The sequence below is a fragment of the Streptomyces sp. NPDC087300 genome (assembly GCF_044744425.1).
GTDB lineage: Bacteria > Actinomycetota > Actinomycetes > Streptomycetales > Streptomycetaceae > Streptomyces.
In genome coordinates this window covers 194,865-215,367 of sequence record NZ_JBIUYI010000004.1, presented here as the reverse complement: position 1 = coordinate 215,367, position 20,503 = coordinate 194,865, and the positions used below count along the sequence as shown (strand labels likewise).

15 protein-coding genes are annotated in these 20,503 nt (G+C 71.9%); 1 reads left to right on the top strand and 14 read right to left on the bottom strand.

Translation table 11 applies throughout. From position 1 onward, the window contains the following. Positions 1-17: 17 nt before the first annotated feature. The 5 genes from ACIO9J_RS16755 to proB all read right to left on the bottom strand — a co-directional run bounded on the left by ACIO9J_RS16755 (position 18) and on the right by proB (position 5,129). The gene (locus tag ACIO9J_RS16755; RefSeq protein WP_401999151.1) at positions 18-1,082 is read right to left on the bottom strand and encodes a hypothetical protein; all 1,065 of its coding nucleotides are present in this window, start codon (positions 1,080-1,082) and stop codon (positions 18-20) included. Positions 1,083-1,190: 108 nt separating this feature from the next. Next, positions 1,191-1,802, bottom strand: a complete 612-nt coding sequence (locus tag ACIO9J_RS16750; protein WP_401999148.1) for a hypothetical protein — start codon at positions 1,800-1,802, stop codon at positions 1,191-1,193. Positions 1,803-1,884: 82 nt separating this feature from the next. Beyond that, on the bottom strand, positions 1,885-3,177 hold the full coding sequence (locus ACIO9J_RS16745) for a glutamate-5-semialdehyde dehydrogenase (protein WP_401999146.1): 1,293 nt from the start codon (positions 3,175-3,177) through the stop codon (positions 1,885-1,887). 142 nt (positions 3,178-3,319) lie between these two features. Then, on the bottom strand, positions 3,320-3,799 hold the full coding sequence (locus ACIO9J_RS16740) for a hypothetical protein (RefSeq protein ID WP_402001039.1): 480 nt from the start codon (positions 3,797-3,799) through the stop codon (positions 3,320-3,322). A gap of 223 nt (positions 3,800-4,022) precedes the next feature. Further along, the gene (proB, locus tag ACIO9J_RS16735; RefSeq protein WP_401999144.1) at positions 4,023-5,129 is read right to left on the bottom strand and encodes a glutamate 5-kinase; all 1,107 of its coding nucleotides are present in this window, start codon (positions 5,127-5,129) and stop codon (positions 4,023-4,025) included. A 359-nt stretch (positions 5,130-5,488) separates the two neighbouring features. On the opposite strand from proB, the gene ACIO9J_RS16730 reads away from it, so the two are divergent. Next, the gene (locus ACIO9J_RS16730; RefSeq protein ID WP_401999141.1) at positions 5,489-7,585 is read left to right on the top strand and encodes a hypothetical protein; all 2,097 of its coding nucleotides are present in this window, start codon (positions 5,489-5,491) and stop codon (positions 7,583-7,585) included. A 112-nt stretch (positions 7,586-7,697) separates the two neighbouring features. Here the strand turns inward: ACIO9J_RS16730 and obgE are convergent, their stop codons facing one another. The 9 genes from obgE to ACIO9J_RS16685 form a co-directional block, all read right to left on the bottom strand. Beyond that, positions 7,698-9,137 carry a GTPase ObgE gene (gene obgE, locus ACIO9J_RS16725; protein ID WP_401999139.1) on the bottom strand — a complete coding sequence of 480 codons (1,440 nt, stop codon included), beginning with the start codon at positions 9,135-9,137 and terminating at the stop codon, positions 7,698-7,700. Positions 9,138-9,274: 137 nt separating this feature from the next. Next, complete coding sequence (rpmA, locus tag ACIO9J_RS16720) at positions 9,275-9,532, bottom strand: 50S ribosomal protein L27 (protein WP_055555987.1); 258 nt, start codon at positions 9,530-9,532, stop codon at positions 9,275-9,277. A 14-nt stretch (positions 9,533-9,546) separates the two neighbouring features. Continuing rightward, the gene (rplU, locus tag ACIO9J_RS16715) at positions 9,547-9,867 is read right to left on the bottom strand and encodes a 50S ribosomal protein L21 (protein ID WP_055566950.1); all 321 of its coding nucleotides are present in this window, start codon (positions 9,865-9,867) and stop codon (positions 9,547-9,549) included. A 197-nt stretch (positions 9,868-10,064) separates the two neighbouring features. Continuing rightward, entirely contained in the window at positions 10,065-11,417 is a 1,353-nt protein-coding gene (locus tag ACIO9J_RS16710) for a phospholipase D-like domain-containing protein (RefSeq protein WP_401999135.1), read from the bottom strand. A gap of 220 nt (positions 11,418-11,637) precedes the next feature. Further along, positions 11,638-15,657, bottom strand: a complete 4,020-nt coding sequence (locus tag ACIO9J_RS16705; RefSeq protein ID WP_401999132.1) for a ribonuclease E/G — start codon at positions 15,655-15,657, stop codon at positions 11,638-11,640. Positions 15,658-15,894: 237 nt separating this feature from the next. Next, the gene (locus tag ACIO9J_RS16700; RefSeq protein ID WP_401999129.1) at positions 15,895-16,695 is read right to left on the bottom strand and encodes a TIGR03936 family radical SAM-associated protein; all 801 of its coding nucleotides are present in this window, start codon (positions 16,693-16,695) and stop codon (positions 15,895-15,897) included. Between the two features lie 47 nt (positions 16,696-16,742). Continuing rightward, complete coding sequence (locus tag ACIO9J_RS16695; protein WP_401999126.1) at positions 16,743-17,933, bottom strand: hypothetical protein; 1,191 nt, start codon at positions 17,931-17,933, stop codon at positions 16,743-16,745. A 6-nt stretch (positions 17,934-17,939) separates the two neighbouring features. Further along, positions 17,940-18,485, bottom strand: coding sequence for a GNAT family N-acetyltransferase (locus ACIO9J_RS16690; protein WP_401999123.1), 546 nt, complete (start codon positions 18,483-18,485; stop codon positions 17,940-17,942). A 15-nt stretch (positions 18,486-18,500) separates the two neighbouring features. Beyond that, positions 18,501-20,426 (bottom strand): TIGR03960 family B12-binding radical SAM protein, encoded by a 1,926-nt coding sequence (locus ACIO9J_RS16685; RefSeq protein ID WP_401999120.1) that lies wholly within the window; start codon positions 20,424-20,426, stop codon positions 18,501-18,503. Between the last annotated feature and the right edge of the window lie 77 nt (positions 20,427-20,503).

The following is a 20,503-nucleotide window of genomic DNA, read 5'->3' as shown; positions in this document are numbered from 1 at the left end:
CCCCTCGGCGCCGCCGCCTACAGAGCAGGCTGCGCCGAGGCCGCCAGCGTCCCGCACAGCGCCGTCGCGCTGCCCGTCGCGTACGGATCGGTGCCCGCGGGCCCGCCCGCCTTCGCCTTCTGCCCCGCGAGCAGCGGCCGCAGCCGGTCCGCCGTGTCGGCCGAGCAGGCCAGCGGGCCCGCCTGGACGTAGCTGACGAGCAGCTCGGCCTGGCGGATCCGCAGGTCGTCGCGGTCGAAGCGGAACTGGAGCTCGCGGCGGACGGTGAACAGGGACGCCGCTGCGCCGTCCTGGCCGGCCGGCCGCAGCGCGTAGACGAAGGTGTGGTCGGAGGTCACCTCAAGGGTGCTGTTGTCCGTCTCGGCGGCCCGCAGCGTGCCCTGGACCCTGACCCGCTCGTCGGCGAGGGCGACCTTCGTCGGGTCGAACCGCGTCAGCCAGCCGGTCGGCGCATGCCGCCCGTCGGCCGCCGGGCGGGTGAAACTCCGGTCGAACTGGCCGAGTTGGTCGGGGTCGAGCAGGATCCGCACGGGCCGCGTGGAGCCGCCGGTGAGCACGTCCGCGTCGAGCGAGGACTCGACCAGATAGTCCTTGGCGGTTGTCAGCGCGGTCATCACCTGGCTGTCCGAGAAGTGCGAAGTGCGGTGTACGGCGGGCAGGTTGATGCCGTCGGCGCCCACGCTGAACTGTGCGGCGGGACTGTGCGCGTAGAGATCGGCGACCTTACGGGAGCCGGGCACGCGGCCCTGCGGCGCCAGCGGTATCACCGTCATCCGCAGCGGCTCGGGCGGCTTGCCGACCGGGGTTTCGGCCGGATGCCGTACGCCCATGTAGATCGCCGTGCCGAAGGCGACCGCGATCAGGACGACGAGGATCATGGCCTGCCGGGACAGGCTGCGCTGGACCGCCGAGCGGCGGCGCACGGCGCGCGCGTGGTCGCCCATGCGCTCCTGCGCGGAGAACTCCTGGAGGCGTGCAGCACGGACGAACGACTCGTCGAAGACGACGGATCGGTACTCGTCCTCACCACCGTTGGGGGCGCCTTCGGGTTCCCCCGCAGGTGGGTCTCCTGGCCCGCCCATACCTTCAGGTTAGGTCGCCGGGACCTCAGGTAAACGCCCTGGTACACGACAAGTTCGACAACTCTTCACGGGCGGGCGCGGGTTCACGCCATCTCGGGGTGCGCGCCGTCATGGCGTGCGCGGCACCGCGGGGACGGCGGCGCCGCCGAACTCGGCGGAGGCGGACGGCGCGGTCGACGCCTCCTTCTCGGCGCTCTGCCCCACGCCGGTGGAGGCGGGCGCGGGCACCCGCTCCTGGCGGCCCGACGAGGCCCCCCGGTACACCGCGGTGAAGGCGAGGGCGACCATGCCGATGCCCATCACGAGGGCGAGCATCCAGGCGACGGGCCGGTGCCAGCGGGCTCTTCCCGGGTGGCGGCCCGGACGGCCGTACCGCTCCTCGAAGGGGTCGTTCTCGTACCCGCCGTCGAGGTCGTCGTCCGTGCCGAAGTCGCCGGTGTCGGCGCCGAAGCCGTCCTCGTAGAGATCGTCGTCCGGGGATTCGTGGCCGGGACCCCGGGTGCGGGCCCTGCGGGCCTCGGCCTCGGAGGCCTCGGCGCGCGCCTGTGCGGCGGCCAACAGCCGCTCCACGGCCGTCGGTTCGTGTATCTCCGCGGCCCGCACGAAGTCCTCGTCGAAGACCACGGAGGCGAACTCTTCGTCCGCACCCCCGCGGTCGCGGTCGTCGTCGGGCTCCCAGCCGTCAGGGAACGACGGCGTGCCCCCCACGTCCTCCGGCACCCTTCCAGCGTAGACCTGGAAGGGGCAATTTGGGCAGACGGTACGGGAATTCGGCGGATGTGAGCCTCAACGCCCCTGTGGCTCAGCGGACATGGCCGTCGCCGGTCACGATGTACTTCGTCGAGGTCAGCTCGGGCAGGCCCATCGGACCGCGCGCGTGCAGCTTCTGCGTGGAGATGCCGATCTCGGCGCCGAATCCGAACTGGCCGCCGTCGGTGAAGCGCGTGGAGGCGTTCACCGCGACCGTCGTGGAGTCCACGAGCTGGGTGAAGCGGCGCGCGGCCTGCTGGGAGGTGGTGACGATGGCCTCGGTGTGCCCGGAGGTCCACAGCCGGATGTGCTCGACGGCCTGCTCCAGGGTGTCGACGACGGCGGCCGCGATGTCGTACGAGAGGTACTCGGTCTCCCAGTCCTCGGTGGTCGCGGGCACGACGGTGGCCTTGGTGCCCTCCGCGTACGTGAGGACGCGCTCGTCGGCGTGGACGGTGACGCCGGCCTCCGCGAGGGCGTCCAGGGCGCGCGGCAGGAAGGCGTCGGCGATGTCCTTGTGCACGAGCAGCGTCTCGGCGGAGTTGCAGACGCTGGGGCGCTGCGCCTTGGAGTTGATCAGGATGTCGACGGCCATGTCGAGGTCGACCTGGGCGTCCACGTACACATGGCAGTTGCCGGTGCCGGTCTCGATGACCGGGACGGTGGACTCCTCGACGACGGTCCTGATCAGCGAGGCGCCGCCGCGCGGGATGAGCACGTCGACGAGGCCGCGGGCGCGCATCAGCTCCCGTACGGAGTCGCGGTTCTCGCCGGGCACGAGCTGGACGGCGTCGGCGGGCAGCCCGGCGCCGTGCACCGCGTCGCGCAGGACGCGCACGAGGGCGGTGTTCGACGCGTACGCCGACGACGAGCCGCGCAGCAGGACCGCGTTGCCGGACTTCAGGCAGAGGGCCGCGGCGTCCACGGTGACGTTCGGGCGGGCCTCGTAGATGATCCCGACGACGCCGAGCGGGACGCGGACCTGGCGCAGGTCGATGCCGTTGGGCAGCGTGGAGCCGCGCACGACCTCGCCGACCGGGTCGGGCAGGGCGGCCACGTCGCGCACGTCGGCGGCGATGGCGCGGACCCGCTCGGGGGTCAGGGTGAGCCGGTCGACGATGCCCTCGCTCGTCCCCGCCTCGCGGGCGCGCGCGATGTCCTTGGCGTTGGCCTCGACGATCTCGGCGGTCCGCACCTCCAGCGCGTCCGCGATCGCGAGCAGCGCGTCGTCCTTGGCGGCTCGCGGCAGTGGCGCGAGCGTGGCGGCGGCGCCGCGGGCGCGGTAGGCGGCCTGGGCGACCGGCGAGAGGTTGTCGTAGGGCGAGACGGGAGAGAGCGACGTCATGCCCGCAGGGTAATCCCCGCGCGGCGGGCGTCCACCCGGTATTCCAGTCCCCGAGACCGGGCGTCCGCCAGCTGTTCGGTTCCCCGGGACCGGGCCACCGCCCGCTGAGGACGGCATGCCACGGCGATCCGTGGAGGACGGCTCAAAACGGGTGCACGCCCACCGGCGTCGCCGGCAGCGGGCCGTACCCTTCCGCGATGCGTTGGTGATATGTGTCGCGGTCGATCACTTCGAGCCCCACGATCTCCCACGGCGGCAGCTGCGCGCTCTGCCGGTGCTCGCCCCAGAGCCGCAGCGCGACCGCCGCCGCGTCGTGCAGATCGCGGGCCTCTTCCCAGTAGCGGATCTCGGCGTGGTCCGGCGCGTACCTGCTGGTGAGGAGAAAGGGGTGGTCGTGGGCGAGCTGTTCCAGACCCCGCCTGACCTCCTTCAACGGGGCCTCGGCGCCCGAGACGCTCAGCGTGACGTGCCACAGTCGGGGCGCCTCCACCGTCTCGCCCTCCCGGCTCTCGCGCGTCTCGCCCTCGTGCGCCTCGCACGGCTCGCTCTCGTATGCCGCTCCCGCAGCGACGCTCGTCAGCGCCCGCTCAGCCGAACCGCGGGACGCCGCCCCTGGGCGCACTCGTCTCACGACGGCCTCCTTTACGCAATGGTGGTGCGGATACGCAACGGTCGTGCGGAACTGTCTTCAACAAAGTTGAGCAGGCCAAGCGGTCCCGCGGGGCGGTTTTGGGGAGTTTCACCTCCCACGGGCCGGTCCGCGCGGAGCGTTCGCGACGGTTTTCGGCCGGGACGGACGAGGCTGGTGTGACGGATGTTCCATCGCGACCTCGGGTTATGCGCGGCTACCGGTGCAGCAGGACCAGATCGTCCCTGTGCACGACCTCCCGTTCGTACGCAGGTCCGAGTTCGCGGGCCAGGTCGCGGGTGGAGCGGCCGAGCAGCAGCGGGAGTTCCTTGGCGTCGAAATTCACCAGCCCGCGCGCGACGGGACGCCCCACGGCGTCCCGCAGTTCGACCGGGTCGCCCGCGGTGAAGTCGCCCTCGACCCCGGCGATCCCCGCGGGCAGCAGCGACTTGCGCCCCTCGACGACCGCGCGCACCGCCCCGTCGTCCAGGACGAGCGCGCCGCGCGGCTCCGAGGCGTGCTGGAGCCAGAGCAGCCGGTCGGCGGAGCGGCGTCCCGTGCGGTGGAAGTACGTCCCCGTGGCGCGGCCCGCGAGCGCGTCGCCCGCCTGGCTCGCGGAGGTCAGCACCACCGGGATCCCGGCGGCCGCGGCGATCCGCGCGGCCTCCACCTTGGTGACCATGCCGCCGGTGCCCACGCCCGCCTTGCCCGCGCTGCCGATCTGCACGTGCGCGATGTCGGCGGGCCCGGTGACCTCGGAGATCCTGGCGGTGCCCGGCTTGGCGGGGTCGCCGTCGTAGAGGCCGTCCACGTCGGAGAGCAGCACGAGCAGGTCGGCGTGGACGAGGTGGGCGACGAGGGCGGCGAGCCGGTCGTTGTCGCCGAAGCGGATCTCGTCGGTCGCCACGGTGTCGTTCTCGTTCACGACGGGCAGCGCGCCCATCGCCAGGAGCTGGTCCAGGGTGCGGGACGCGTTGCGGTGGTGGGCCCTGCGGGCCATGTCGTCCGAGGTCAGGAGCACCTGACCGACCCGGACGCCGTAGCGCGCGAAGGACGCGGTGTAGCGGGCCACGAGCAGCCCCTGCCCGACGCTGGCGGCGGCCTGCTGCCTGGCCAGGTCCTTGGGGCGGCGCACCAGGCCGAGCGGCGCGATCCCGGCCGCGATGGCACCGGAGGAGACCAGCACGATCTCGCGCTCGCCGCCGCCGCGGCTCTTGGCCAGTACGTCCACGAGCGCGTCAACGCGGTCCGCGTCCAGGCCCCCCGATGCGGTGGTCAAGGATGAGGACCCGACCTTGACGACGACCCGTCGCGCCTCTGCCACTGACTGCCTTGCCGCTGTCACGCGCTTCCCCAATTGATCCCGATTGCGTCGGATCCGTGATCCCCGAGCTCCGGACCAGCAATCTACGCGAGGTCACAGAGCGGACGCCTCCGCATTCCGAGGGGCGGAACGGGCCGGACCCGGCAGCGGGACCCCGGGTGAGGGCCGGTCCGCACGAGCGGGTGTAATTAAGTCAGAGGCGAAAAGAGGCTCCGAGGTTCAGTCTTCTTTGCCCCTTTATCCGGTGATTGTCGTCACGGAAGATTGCTAGGGAGCCTCCGCACGTCATACGGTCAGTGGTCGACTTCCCCCCAGTGCCTCCCCATCCCCTCCCCATCCCCCGCCAGGAGCCAAAGCCCGTGCCCTCTGCCGGACTCGCCCCCCGCCGCATCGTGCAGCTGACCGCGCTGTTCGCGATGTTCGCGCTCTTCACGACCCAGCTCGTGACCGCGCTGCTCCCCTACGTCCCGGTGTTCGTCGCCGCGGCCGTGGCGAACCTCGCGCTCGACATCTATCTGCAGTACAAGCAGCCGGGGCTGCTCTCCCTCCTTGGCAAGATCCGCTTCGACGTCACGGTGCGCCAGCTCCTGCGCGACATGCTGATCCTGGTCGGCCTGCTGCGCATCGACGGCATCTCCCCGCTGGCCGAGCAGTCCCCCCTGACGATCGCGCTGCTCGCGTTCTACGCGCTGCACTTCGCCTGCCAGGCCGCCGCCGTCCTGGTCCGCCGCACCCGCGCGCTGCCGATCGTCACGCGCAACATCGACACCTCGAAGCTGCACCTGACGGCCGCTCCCCCGCGGATCCTGTCGCGCCGCCAGGCCCACCGCCTGCTGACCTTCTCGGTGCCCACCACCGTCGGCCTGATGATCACCGCGGTGACCACGGACGCCTACTGGGGCGGCATCGGGCTCGGCATCTCCATCACGCTCATCGGCGCCGGCGCGCTCTACCTCGCCACCTGGCTGCTGCCGAAGAAGCGCGCGAAGAACGACCAGCGGGTCCTGGAGTGGCTCGACGAGTGGCTCGCCGAGTACCGGCCGACCGTCGCGATGTACTTCTCCGGCGGCACCACGTCGGCCTACCAGGCCAACATGTGGCTCTCCACCCTCTCCCAGCTCGACGGCAAGCCGCTGATCGTGCTGCGCGAGCGGTTCATGGTGCAGAAGATCGACGCCACGGACGTGCCGATCATCTGCTTCCCGAAGGTCGCGACGATGTTCTCCCTGGAGACCTCGACGCTGAAGATGATGCTGCACCCGGCGAACGCCGCGAAGACCTCGCAGGTCCTGCGCATCCCCACCATCAAGCACGCCTTCATCAACCACGGCGAGAGCGACAAGCTGTCCTCCTGCAACCCGTACGCCAAGGCGTACGACGAGGTGTGGGTGGCCGGTCCCGCCGCGCGCGACCGCTACCAGGCCGCCGACATCGGCGTCGACGACAGGGACGTGGTCGAGGTCGGCCGCCCCCAGCTCTCGCCGATCCTGCCCTCGACGGGCGCGCCCACCGGCACGTACACGACCGTCCTGTACGCCCCCACCTGGGAGGGCTGGGACGGCAACCCCGGCAACACCTCGGTGGTCCTGGCCGGCGAGAACATCGTGCGCGAGCTGCTCGCCGACCCCGGTGTGCGCCTGCTCTACAAGCCGCACCCGATGACCGGCTCGCAGAACCCCGAGGCGGGCGCGGCCAACGAGCGCATCAAGGCGATGATCCTCGCCGCCAACACCAAGCGCTCCGGCGCGCGCCCCGGCGCCGAAGCCGCCGCCGAGCTGGAGCGGCGCACCGCCGCCCTGGACGAGCTGACCGCCCGCAAGTTCCGCAAGAGCGCGGACGAACAGGAGCGGATGATGCTCCAGGGCGCCCCCGACGGCGACGCGCAGGCCGCGGTGGCCGCGGCGACGGCCGCGTGGGAGACGGCGTTCTGGGCCTCCTTCCCCGAGTGGGAGCACCAGATCATCACCTCCGCGCGACCGGCGATCTTCTCCTGCTTCAACCAGGCGGACCTGCTGATCAGCGATGTCTCCTCGGTGGTCTCGGACTGGCTGACCAGCGAGAAGCCGTACGCCGTGGCCAACACGGCGGGCATGTCGGAGGCGGAGTTCCGCGCGAGCTTCCCGACGGCATCCGCGGCGACGATCCTCACCCCCGAGGCGGACGGCGTCACCGACCTCATGAAGGCCGTACGGGCCCCGGAGCTCGACGCCCACGCGGAGGCCAGGGCCGGGCTCAAGGAGCACCTCCTCGGCCCCTCCGACCCGCCCTCGCTCGCCCGCTTCAACGCGGCGGCCCTGGCGCTCTCCGCCGAGGCGGACGCCCGCAGGCTGCGCATGTCGGCCCGCGTCGACGCGGAGATCCCCGGCCAGCGCGCGGCCGAGGACGCCGCGGAGGAGATGGAGCTGGACCCGACGGGCGCCGAGCAGAACGGCGCCGAGGACTCGGTCACCGCGTAACACCCGCGCACGGAAAGGCCCCCCGGAGCTGCTGCTCCGGGGGGCCTTCGCGTTGGTCATTCACTGCGCCGGGGGCCTGAGGCGCCCCGACCTGGGGCCTCAGGCGTCTCGACTAGAACGGCTCGAAGTCGTCGTACGCCTTCTGCGACTCGTCCCGCTCCGCCTCGCGGTCCCTGCGGCGCTGCGCGGCGGGCCGCGGTGCCTCCAGGCGGTGGTCCTCGCCACGACGGCCCAGCATCTCCGCGCCGGCCATCATCGTCGGCTCCCAGTCGAAGACGACCGCGTTCTCCTCGGGGCCGATGGCGACGCCGTCGCCGCTGCGGGCGCCCGCCTTCATCAGCTCGTCCTCGACGCCGAGGCGGTTGAGCCGGTCCGCGAGGTAGCCGACGGCCTCGTCGTTGTTGAAGTCGGTCTGGCGGATCCAGCGCTCCGGCTTCTCGCCGCGCACGCGGAAGACGCCGTCGTCCTCACGGGTGACCGTGAAGCCGCTGTCGTCGACGGCCTTGGGCCGGATGACGATGCGGGTCGCCTCCTCCTTCGGCTTGGCGGCACGCGCCGTGCCCACGAGCTCTGCGAGGGCGAAGGACAGCTCCTTGAGGCCCTTGTGCGCCACGGCCGACACCTCGAAGACGCGGTAGCCGCGCTCCTCCAGGTCGGGCCTGACGAGGTCGGCGAGGTCCTGGCCGTCGGGCACGTCGATCTTGTTGAGGACGACGATGCGGGGACGCTTCTCCAGGCCCGCGCCGTACTCCCGCAGCTCGGCCTCGATGACGTCGAGGTCGGAGACGGGGTCGCGGTCGGACTCCAGGGTCGCCGTGTCCAGGACGTGCACGAGCACGCTGCACCGCTCGACGTGGCGCAGGAACTCCAGGCCGAGGCCGCGGCCCTGGCTGGCGCCGGGGATGAGACCGGGCACGTCCGCGACGGTGTAGACGGTCGAACCGGCCGTCACCACACCGAGGTTGGGGACGAGCGTGGTGAACGGGTAGTCCGCGATCTTCGGCTTCGCCGCGCTCAGCACGGAGATCAGCGAGGACTTGCCCGCGCTCGGGTAGCCCACCAGGGCGACGTCCGCGACGGTCTTGAGCTCCAGGACGACGTCCCGCTCCTCGCCGGGCACGCCGAGCAGCGCGAAGCCGGGGGCCTTGCGCCGGGCGGAGGCCAGCGCCGCGTTGCCGAGGCCGCCGCGGCCGCCCTGGCCCGCGACGAAGGTGGTGCCCTGGCCGACCAGGTCGGCCAGGACGTTGCCCTCCTTGTCGAGGACGACCGTGCCGTCGGGGACGGGCAGGACCAGGTCCTGGCCGTCCTTGCCGGAGCGGTTGTCGCCGGCACCGGGCTGGCCGTTGGTGGCCTTGCGGTGCGGGCTGTGGTGGTAGTCGAGGAGCGTCGTGACGTCCTGGTCGACGACCAGGATCACGTCGCCGCCCCGGCCGCCGTTGCCGCCGTCGGGTCCGCCGAGCGGCTTGAACTTCTCACGGTGGACGGAGGCACAGCCGTGGCCCCCGTTACCCGCGGCGGCGTGCAGCTCGACGCGGTCCACGAAGGTGGTCATGGTTCGGTGCCTCCAGAAACGTGCGGAAATGTCTTACGTCTAACACGCGAAAGGCGGACCTGCTTCCCGGTGACCGGGAAGAAGGTCCGCCCTCGCAGAACTCGCTCGACGAGCGCCTAGTCAGTCAGAACGACGACTCAGACGGCGACCGGAACGATGTTCACGACCTTGCGGCCACGGTGGGTGCCGAACTCCACCGCACCCGCGTCCAGCGCGAACAGGGTGTCGTCCTTGCCGCGGCCGACGCCCGAGCCCGGGTGGAAGTGGGTACCGCGCTGGCGGACCAGGATTTCACCGGCGTTGACGACCTGACCGCCGAAGCGCTTCACGCCGAGCCGCTGAGCATTGGAATCGCGCCCGTTCCGAGTGGACGATGCGCCCTTCTTGTGTGCCATCTAGTCTCAGTCCCTTACTTCGCAGCCGTGGGGATACCGGTGATCTTGATCGCCGTGTACTGCTGACGGTGACCCTGACGACGGCGGTAGCCGGTCTTGTTCTTGTAGCGAAGGATGTCGATCTTCGCGCCCTTGTGGTGGTCCACGACCTCGGCCTGGACCTTGATGCCGGCAAGCACCCACGGGTCGCTGGTCACGGCGTCGCCGTCGACAACGAGCAGGGTCGAGAGCTCGACCGTGTCGCCAACCTTGGCGGTGGAAATCTTGTCAACCTCAACGATGTCGTCGACAGCAACCTTGTGCTGGCGACCACCGCTGCGCACGATGGCGTACACGCGGATCTCTCTCTCGCTCGGAACGGGACCCCCGCAGTCCAGCCGCCCACGGAAGCGGACGGCCTCTCCCCGGTCCGGGACAGCGCCCGCGGCCTGAGAGGAAAAAGGTTTACAGGGGGTGGTCGTGCATATGAACACGCCGACGGTCAAGGTTACGGGGCGCGCCCGTTAGGGTCAAACCGGCCCCGTACCCCCGCTCACGTGGTGGGATTCTCGCCGTCCGGCGGCAGCGGCTTGACGCCCTTGCACAGGTCGGTCTTGTCGGCGCTGCCCGGCCAGGCCACCGCCCGCGTGCGGTCGAAGTGCGCGCGGTAGGCGTCGTGCACCGAGTCGTCGTCGACCTTCACGATCGCCTCGTCGTTCTCGCGCAGCGCGGGCGCCGTGTAGTTCTGCGAGCCGGTGAAGGTGAGCTTGTTGCGCTTGCCGTCGTAGGAGCCGTCGATCAGCAGGTACTTCGAATGGACGATGTACGGCGTGGCGAGCCTGCCGCCCGGGTGCTGCGGGTCCCTGTCGTCGTTGTAGCAGCGCACGGAGGGTCCGCCGGACTTGTGCAGCTGCTCCCAGGTGCCCGGGGTGCCGTTCTGGCTCTTGGCGCTGTCCGTCTCCGCGTACAGGATGCTCACCGAACAGCCCGCCTTCTGCAGCGCGACGAGCTTGTCCGCGATCTGCTTCCGCGTGATCTTGAAGATGGCCGCCCGCACCTTGGTCCGCTGCGTCGCGCCCGCCGCGTCCTTGTACGTGCACTTCACGTTGTTCAGGACCGCGTACATGGTGTCGGTCTCGTTGACCGTGCCGTTGCGCGGGAAGAAGTACGACTTGTAGCGGCCGCTGGTGACCGTGCGGTAGTCCCAGTCCTGCCAGCGCTTGCCGAGCATGTCGGTGAAGTACTCCGCGTACGCGTCGTACATCGCGGGGTTGTCCGGCAGCAGCAGCGCGTCGTTGAAGAACTTGGTGTGCGCCGACGGCGTGGAGTTCGACGTGGTCTGCACGACGACGTCCCTGGCGCCCCGCACCTGGGAGAAGAGCCAGAACTTGTTGTGCATGATCGACTTGCCGTACCGCGGGTCGCCCAGACAGGACTTGCCCGCCGGACAGAGCGAGACGAACGACGGCTTGCTCCTGTCCGTGCCGAGGGCCGTCCTGAGCGTGTCGTACGAGGTGTTCGCGGGCCGGTCGCTCCTGCTGCTCTCGTCCAGCAGGATCTGCACGCGCACCCCGCGGTTCTTGGCGGCCACGAGCGCGTCGACGACGGTGGCCTCCCACACGTGGTAGACCGCGACCTTGATCGTCGATCCGGGCAGCGCGGCGTTCGTCAGCTCCAGGAGCCGGGCGCGGATCGCGTACTGGTGGTCGGTGTCGCCCTTCGGATCGTTGAAGACCGGGCCTTCGGTCCAGGCCGGCGCGGTGTCCGCCCGCGCGGTGCCGACGGCCCCCGCGGCCTGGAGCCCGGCCGCCGAGAGGACCGTGGCCAGCGCCACCGCAAGCCGTGCTCCCTGGCCCGGTTTCACCGCACGGTGTCGCCCCGTGCCCCACAGGCGCGCACACGCCATCGTCATCCCTCCCCCCGGCATGACGGCGCAGTCTCCCCGAACGCGCGCTCACGCCCCCGTGTACTTATCGGATCGCATGAGTTTTACAGGTATCTCCCGGCGCTCCAAGGACGCCGGACGCACTTCAGCCTTTCGGGCTGCGGCGACGCCGTTCCCCTGACACAGCGGTGCCCCCTGCCGGCGAGATCGCCGAACAGGGGGCACCGGAGTCGCGAAGGGGTCAGCCCTCGCTGGCGGCGGTGGCGGAGACACCGGACGGCGACTGCTCCGCCGCCGCGGCCTTCTTCGCCGTCGTCTTCGACGCCTTCTTGGCCGTCGTCTTCTTGGCGGCCGTCTTCTTGGCCGCGGTCTTCTTGGTGGTGGTGGCGGCCTTCTTCGCCGTCGCCTTCTTGGCCGTCTTGCGCGCCGCCTTCTTGGCCGGAGCGGCCTCCTCGGCGGGGGCGTCGGCGGCCGCGTCGGACGCGGGCTGCTCGGCTGCCTTCTCCTTCTCGGACGGGACGACCGTCACGGCCGTCTCCTCGGAGGCGGTCGGCGCGGTGGCCTTGCGCACCGCACGGCGGCGCGGACGGGCCGGCGCGGCGTCGGCGGCGGGCGCCTCGGCCACGGGCGCGGCGACGGGCTCCGCCACCGGCTCGGCCTCGGCGGCCTCCTTGGGCGCCTCCGTCACGACCACCGCGGCGGCCTCGGCGCTCTCGGCGGCCTTCGGCGCACCGGCGGGCGACGTCGCCTTGCGGACCGCACGACGGCGCGTACGTCCCTTGGGCGCGGCGTCGTCCACGGGCGCCTGGGCGGCGGTCTCCTGCGCGGCCTCGACGGCCTCGGGCGTGCCGACCACCGGGTCCTCGGCGGCCGGGGCCGCCGCACGCGGGGCCTCGGCCTCGACGACGACCGGCTCCCTGACCTCGGCCTCGGCCTTGGCCGCCTTCTCCGCCGCCTTGGCCCTCTTGCCGGACCGCTTCGAAGCCGCCTTGGGCGCCTCGGCCTGCTCGGACTCGGCCTCCGGGGCCTCGGCCGGAGCGGACTCCGCCCGCGGCGCACCGGCCGGAGCCGACGCGCGCCGGGTCGCCCGGCGCCGCGAACGGCCACGGGAGACGGCCGCCTCGGCCTCGGCCGCGCTGCTGTACAGCTCCTCGTCCGCGACGAACTCGGGCTCGGGCAGCGCCACCGGGGCGGCGGCCTCCGCCGCGACCTCGGCCTCGGTCTCCGTGTGGTCGGAGTGGTCGGCCGACTCGTGCTCGTGCGTGTGCTCGTGGCCGTTGTCCTGGCCGTGCTCGGAGCCGCCGCGCCCGCGCTTCTTGCGCTTGCCGCCGCCACCGGCGGAGGTGGGCTGCTCCATGTGCACGATGACGCCGCGGCCGTTGCAGTGGACGCAGGTCTCGGAGAAGGACTCCAGGAGGCCCTGGCCGACGCGCTTGCGGGTCATCTGCACGAGACCCAGCGAGGTGACCTCGGCGACCTGGTGCTTGGTGCGGTCGCGGCCCAGGCATTCGAGCAGCCGCCGCAGGACCAGGTCCCTGTTGGACTCCAGGACCATGTCGATGAAGTCGATGACGACGATGCCGCCGAGGTCACGCAGGCGCAGCTGGCGCACGATCTCCTCGGCCGCCTCGAGGTTGTTCCTCGTGACGGTCTCTTCGAGGTTGCCGCCCTGCCCGGTGAACTTGCCGGTGTTGACGTCGACGACGATCATCGCCTCGGTCTTGTCGATCACCAGCGAACCACCGCTGGGCAGCCAGACCTTGCGGTCGAGCGCCTTGGCGAGCTGCTCGTCGATCCGGTACGTCGCGAAGACGTCGACCTCGGAGGTCCACTTCGAGAGGCGGTCCGCCAGGTCGGGCGCGACGTGCGAGACGTATCCGTGGATGGTCTGCCAGGCGTCGTCGCCGCTGACGATGACCTTGGAGAAGTCCTCGTTGAAGATGTCGCGGACGACGCGGACGGTCATGTCCGGCTCGCCGTAGAGCAGGCTCGGCGAGCTCGTCGAGGCCGCCTTCGCCTTCTTCTGGATGTCCTCCCACTGCTGCTGCAGACGCTCGACGTCGCGGCGCAGCTCGTCCTCGCTCGCGCCCTCGGCGGCGGTGCGCACGATGACGCCCGCGTCCTCGGGGACGATCTTCTTGAGGATGGTCTTCAGACGCGCGCGCTCGGTGTCGGGCAGCTTGCGGCTGATGCCGGTCATCGAGCCCTCGGGCACGTAGACCAGGTAGCGGCCCGGCAGCGAGACCTGGCTGGTCAGGCGGGCGCCCTTGTGACCGATCGGGTCCTTGGTGACCTGCACCAGGACCGACTGGCCGGACTTGAGGGCGGACTCGATGCGGCGCGGCCCGTTGGCCATGCCGAGCGCCTCGAAGTTGACCTCACCGGCGTACAGGACCGCGTTGCGGCCCTTGCCGATGTCGATGAAGGCGGCCTCCATGGACGGCAGCACGTTCTGGACCTTGCCCAGGTAGACGTTGCCGACGTACGAGGTGGCCTGCTCCTTGTTGACGTAGTGCTCCACGAGCACGTTGTCCTCAAGGACACCGATCTGGGTGCGCTCGCCGTTCTGACGGACGACCATCACGCGCTCGACGGCCTCACGGCGGGCCAGGAACTCGGCCTCCGTGATGATCGGCACACGGCGACGGCCCTGCTCGCGGCCCTCGCGGCGGCGCTGCTTCTTGGCCTCCAGACGGGTCGAGCCCTTGATGGACTGGACCTCGTCGGCGCCGGTGCCGGGCTCGCGCTCTTCCTTCTTGCGCGGCTCACGGACCTTGACGACCGTGCGCTCGGGGTCGCCGTCGCCCGGCTCGCCCTCGGCGGAGTCACCGGCACGACGACGGCGGCGACGACGGCGACGGCTGCTGCTGGAGCCGGAACCACCGTTGTCCGAAGCCGAATCGGCCTCCTCCGCGTCGTCGGCCTCCTGCTCGGCCTCGTCCGTCGCGTCCTCGTCGGACTGCTCGACGGCGGCCTCGTCGGACGCGTCGTTCTGCTCGCCGTCCTGGTCGGCGGAGTCACCGCGGCGGCGGCGACGGCCGCCACGACGGCGCCGACGGCCCTGGCGCTCGCCCGAGTCCTCGTTGTCGTCGTCGGCGTCGGCCTGCTCGGCGGCCTCTTCGACGGGCTCGGACTCGGCGGGCCGCTCGGCGGCGGCCTTGACGGGCTCGCGCTCCTCGGCGGCCGCGGGCTGCTCGTCCGCGGCACGACGGCGGCGGCGACGGCGCGGGGCCGTCTCCTCCTCCGCCACCGGGGCGGCCTGGACCGGCGCGGCGGTCTCGACGGGCTCGGGCTCGGCGGGCTGCTCGGCGGCCTCGGCGGCGGCCGCGGCAGCGGCGCGCTCCGGGGTCTGGAACATCGGCTCGGCGAAGACCGGCGCCTGGAAGACGGCGACGGCGGGGCGGGCGGGCTTGCGGCCGTCCTCGCCGGAGTCGTCGGCGTTCTGCGCCTTGCGGGCCTTCTGGCCCGCGGGCGCCGAGAATCCGGCGGCCGCGGTCTTGCGGGTGGCACGGCGGCGGCGCGGGGCCGGCGCGGCATCGGCCTCGGCGGCGGGCTCCGCCACGGGGGCCTGCTTCTTCTCGGCCTGCTTCTCGGCCTTCGGCTCGGCGGCCGCGGGCTCGTCCTGAGCCTGCTCGGCGGCCTTCGGCGCACCGGCGGGCGCGGCGGCGGTGCGGGTGGCACGGCGGCGCGTACGACGCGGGGCGGCCTCGTCCGCGACCGGCTCGGCCACCGGCTCGGCGGCGGGCTCGGCCTTGGCGGGGGCTTCCTCGACGGCGGGCGCCTGCTCGTCGGCGCCACCCGGCGCACCGGCCGGGGCGGAGGCGCGGCGGGTCGCACGGCGACGTGCACGCGGCGCGGGGGCGGCCTCGGGCTCGGGCTCGGCCTCAGGGGTGGCGTCGGCGGCGGGCGCCGCGGCCTCGGCGGGCTCGGTCACCTCGGCGGTGGCACCCGGCGCACCGGCCGGGGCGGAGGCGCGGCGGGTCGCACGACGGCGCGTGCGGGGCGCCGGGGCGGCCTCGGGTTCGGGGGTGGGCTCGGCGGCCTGCGCCGGAGCCTCGGTGGCCTCGGCCACCTCTTCGGTCTCTTCGACCTCGTCGGCGGCGGGGGTGGCCGGTATGGCCGGAGCCTCGGCGGCCGCCGCGGTGCCCCCGGGCGGACCCGCGGGGCGCGACGCCGCACGGCGCCGGCGGCGCGGCGGCAGGGTGTCGCTCGGGGTGTTGTTGTTCTGCGAGCCCTCAGCGGGTTCGTTCGGCTCAAGCATGCGGGCGGTTCTCCCGTCACGCTCCCGGGCGCCGCGCCTGATCCGGTGATGTCCGCGGCTCGCGCTAAGTGCGCGGGGCCGCCATCCGGGGGCGTGGGCGCCGCACGGGAGCTCTCTATGTCTTGTCTCGCCGGTTCCGTACGCCCAATTGCGGACGGCCTGGCGAAAGTCTCGGTCAGTGCGCTGCCCGACCCAGGTGGCTCCCGAGTACGAGGGCTGCGCTTTGACGTACGTCCTTTAGCGGGGGCCTTCCGGCGCCGGCGCCTTCGCGGCGGCAGGTACGGCGGCCGTAGGTTCTGCGGCCGTGACTGCCTCGCGGTCGGGCGCGAGCGGGTCGGTCACCGTGCCGGTCTCTTCATCGAAAAGCCCCTGCGCCAGCCTGGTCACCGCTGCGGGGACCGGCGGCGCCAGGTCGGCCACAGCTCGGAGACCGGACAGGACGTCGTCAGGTCGTACGGCAGGTGTCACGTGCCGAACAACCAGCCGCAGTATCGCACAGGGCTTGTCGCTCGGCCTATCAGTGTCGTGAGTGATCACTTCGTCGTCCGTGATCGCCGCGAGGCTCACGACGGCCTCGCGCGCGTCGAAGGTGCGGATGCCGTTCTTCGTGCGGCGCTGCACCTCGACCGTCTCGGCGGCCCGGAAGAGACCGGCCGCCCGCTCGGCCTCGGCGGGCTCCACGCCGTCCAGGCGCAGCTCCCAGACGGAGGCGGTCAGCCGCTCGGCGAGTCCGCTGGTGTGGGACTCGACGGCGTCGACGATGTCGAGGCCCGCGGGCATCGACTCGTCGAGGAGCGCCCGGAGCTTCTCCGGGTCGCGCGGCGCGGTGAGCGCGATCTCCAGGTACTCGGCCTCACTGCCGGTGCCGGTGGGTGCGGCATTGGCGTACGACACCTTGGGGTGCGGAGTGAACCCCGCCGAGTACGCCATGGGCACCTCGGCGCGGCGCAGCGCACGCTCGAAGGCGCGCTGGAAGTCACGGTGGCTGGTGAACCGGAGGCGGCCGCGCTTGGTGTAGCGCAGTCGGATGCGCTGCACCGCGGGTGCGGGCGGCGGGCCTACGGGCTGTCGCTTGCCCAGTGTCGTCAGTCCTTCATGAGTGCGGTCGTACTGCTACCTAGAGTACGTGCCCGCGGCGTGTCAGGTTCCCGCCGGGCCACCGGCACCGGTACCGGCTCCTTCGGCGCGCCGAACAGCATGCGCCGCACGTCGGCCCGTGCCTGGCGCACGCTGTCGCGGGCCGACGCGAGGGCCTGGCGGACCGTGCGGCCCACGCCGCGGGCGGCCGCGGCCGCGGGCCGCCAGACCAGGTCGCGCACCGCGTGCCCGACGGGTGTGAGCACCGTGCGGTACGCCCAGCGGACCGGCTCGACGAAGATCCACCGAAGGAGTTTCCCGAGGAAGCGGCCGACGACCAGGGAGATGTGCCCCGCGACGCGCCAGGCGTGCCCGAGCGCGGCGCCGATCTCGCGCGCGACGACCGCGATCGCCCGGCCGACGGGAGCGAGCACCCAGCGCCACAGGAAGACGGCGGGCACCACGAGGAGCATCCGCAGGAGCCAGGCGATGCCGTGTCCGACGGGCGTCAGGACCCACTGGTAGAGCCAGCTCAGGGGCACCACGACGAGGATCCGCGCCAGCCACGCGAGCCCCGCGCCGACCGGCACCACCACGTACCGCCAAAGGCCCACCCAGGGCCACACGAACACGGCCTTGAACAGCCAGGTCAGGACCGCCCCGACACCCCGTCCCGCGGCGGCCGCGCCAGCCCCGAGCAGCCGGGCGAGCCAGGCGAAGGCGTGGCCGACCGGGGTCAGCACGCGCGCGTAGAGCCAGCCGGCGGGGGTCTCCACGAAGATCCGCCACAGCCATCCGCAGGCCGCGCCGACGCCGAGCGCCACGGCGGCGATCGCGGTGCCGATGCCGCGCGCGACCCAGGCGATGCCGTGGCCGACGGGTGTGAGCACCCACCGGTAGAGCCAGCTCAGGGGCACCACGAACAGCACCCGTCCCAGCCAGCCCAGGGCCGCGCCGATGCCCCGCCCGACCGGGCGCAGGGCGTTGCGGTACACGAAGCGGCCGCAGACGGCGAGCGCGTCCCACACCAGGCGCACCGGTACGACGAGGACGAGCACCACGATCCGCACCGGGACGCGGATCGCGACGGCGAGACAGCCCTCGGCCCCCGGGGGCGCGGCGGGCGGCTGCTCCAGCCGCGGTGGCACGGGGCTGGGCGGCCGCTCGACGTGCTGGTCGGGCCGCTTCTCGAGGTCCATGTCGTCCTAGACGCGTGCGGTGTCGGTTTGGATCCAGTAGCGCAGCTTCCCGCCGCGCTCGTCCTCGTAGGCGCCGCCCGCCGCCTCGATCACCTTGCGGGAGCCGATGTTGTCGGTGTCGCACGTCACCAGGACGGATTCCAGGCCCAGTTCGGCCGCGTAGGGCAGACAGGCGCGGAGCATCTCGGTGGCGTGGCCGCGCCGGCGGGCGGTGGGGCGTACGTCGTAGCCGATGTGGCCGCCGTACTCGCGCAGGAAGCGGGTGCCGACGGTGTGCCGGACGGCGATGCGGCCGATGTAGTCGGCGCCTTCGGCGTACCAGAGGGTGGTGACGGGGACGCCGAGCGGTTCGGCGGGGTACGCGGAGCCGCGGACCTCGGCGACGTAGGCGGCGAAGACGGCGGGGTCCTGCCACCGTCCCGCGTAGTCGCGCAGGGTGCGGCCCAGCGTCGTGTCGTCGTCGGGGCCGCCGCGCCCCTCGGCCCGGAACTCCTCCATCGCGGTGATGAAGGAGTGGTGCACCAGGCCTGAGGGCGGAGCGAGTTGAGGCACTGTCAGGTGTCTCGGTTACTTCACGACCGTGAGCGGCAGGAGCTTCTTGCCGGTCGGGCCGATCTGGATCTCGGTCTGCATCTGCGGGCAGACGCCGCAGTCGAAGCAGGGCGTCCAGCGGCAGTCCTCGACCTCGGTCTCATCGAGCGAGTCCTGCCAGTCGTCCCAGAGCCAGTCCTTGTCGAGACCGGAGTCCAGGTGGTCCCAGGGCAGGACCTCCTCGTAGGTGCGCTCGCGCGTGGTGTACCAGTCGACGTCGACGCCCACCTCGGGCAGCGTCTTCTCGGCGCAGCGCATCCACCGCTCGTAGCTGAAGTACTCGCGCCAGCCGTCGAAGCGGCCGCCCTCTTCGTAGACGGCGCGGATGACCGAGCCGATGCGGCGGTCGCCGCGCGAGAGCAGGCCCTCGACGATGCCGGGCTTGCCGTCGTGGTAGCGGAAGCCGATCGAGCGGCCGTACTTCTTGTCGCCGCGGATCTTGTCGCGGAGCTTCTCCAGGCGGGCGTCCGTCTCCTCGGAGGAGAGCTGCGGGGCCCACTGGAACGGCGTGTGCGGCTTGGGCACGAAGCCGCCGATCGACACCGTGCAGCGGATGTCGTTGGCCCCGGAGATCTCGCGGCCCTTCTGGATGACCTTCGTCGCCATGTCGGCGATCTGGAGCACGTCGTCGTCGGTCTCGGTGGGCAGGCCGCACATGAAGTACAGCTTCACCTGGCGCCAGCCGTTGCCGTACGCCGTGGAGACGGTGCGGATGAGGTCTTCCTCGGACACCATCTTGTTGATGACCTTGCGCATGCGCTCGCTGCCGCCCTCGGGGGCGAAGGTCAGGCCCGAACGGCGGCCGTTCCTGGTCAGCTCGTTGGCGAGGTCCACGTTGAAGGCGTCGACGCGGGTCGAGGGGAGGGACAGGCCGATCTTGTCCTCCTCGTACCGGTCGGCGAGGCCCTTGGCGACCTCGGCGATCTCGGTGTGGTCCGCGGAGGAGAGCGAGAGCAGGCCGACCTCTTCGAAGCCGGTCGCCTTGAGACCCTTGTCCACCATGTCGCCGATGCCGGTGATGCTTCGCTCCCGCACGGGGCGCGTGATCATGCCGGCCTGGCAGAAACGGCAGCCGCGGGTGCAGCCGCGGAAGATCTCCACGGACATCCGCTCGTGCACGGTCTCGGCGAGCGGGACGAGGGGCTGCTTGGGGTAGGGCCACTCGTCGAGGTCCATGACGGTGTGCTTGGAGACGCGCCACGGGACGCCGGAGCGGTTCGGCACGACGCGGCCGATCCGGCCGTCCGGCAGGTACTCGACGTCGTAGAACGCCGGGATGTAGACCGAACCGGTCCTGGCCAGGCGGAAGAGGACCTCCTCGCGGCCGCCGGGGCGGCCCTCCGCCTTCCACTTCCGGATGATCTCCGTCATGTCGAGCACGGCCTGCTCGCCGTCGCCGATGATCGCGGCGTCGATGAACTGGGCGATCGGCTCGGGGTTGAAGGCGGCGTGGCCTCCGGCGAGCACGATCGGGTCGTCGATGCCGCGGTCCTTGGACTCCAGCGGGATGCCCGCGAGGTCGAGGGCCGTCAGCATGTTCGTGTAGCCGAGCTCCGTGGAGAAGCTCAGGCCGAAGACGTCGAACGCGCCGACGGGGCGGTGCGCGTCGACGGTGAACTGCGGGACCTGGTGCTCGCGCATCAGGGCCTCCAGGTCGGGCCACACGCTGTACGTGCGCTCCGCGAGGACACCCTCGCGCTCGTTGAGCACCTCGTAAAGGATCATGACGCCCTGGTTGGGCAGCCCGACCTCGTAGGCGTCCGGGTACATGAGCGCCCAGCGGACGTCGCAGGAGTCCCACGGCTTGACGGTCGAGTTCAGCTCACCGCCGACGTACTGGATCGGCTTCTGCACGTGCGGAAGCAGTGCCTCAAGCTGAGGAAAAACGGACTCGGCAGGCATCTCGCGAACCTTCGTGAGCTGGCAGGGGTGACCCTCAAGCCTAACGTGGCCGGGGCCAACCCTCACACAGCGATCGA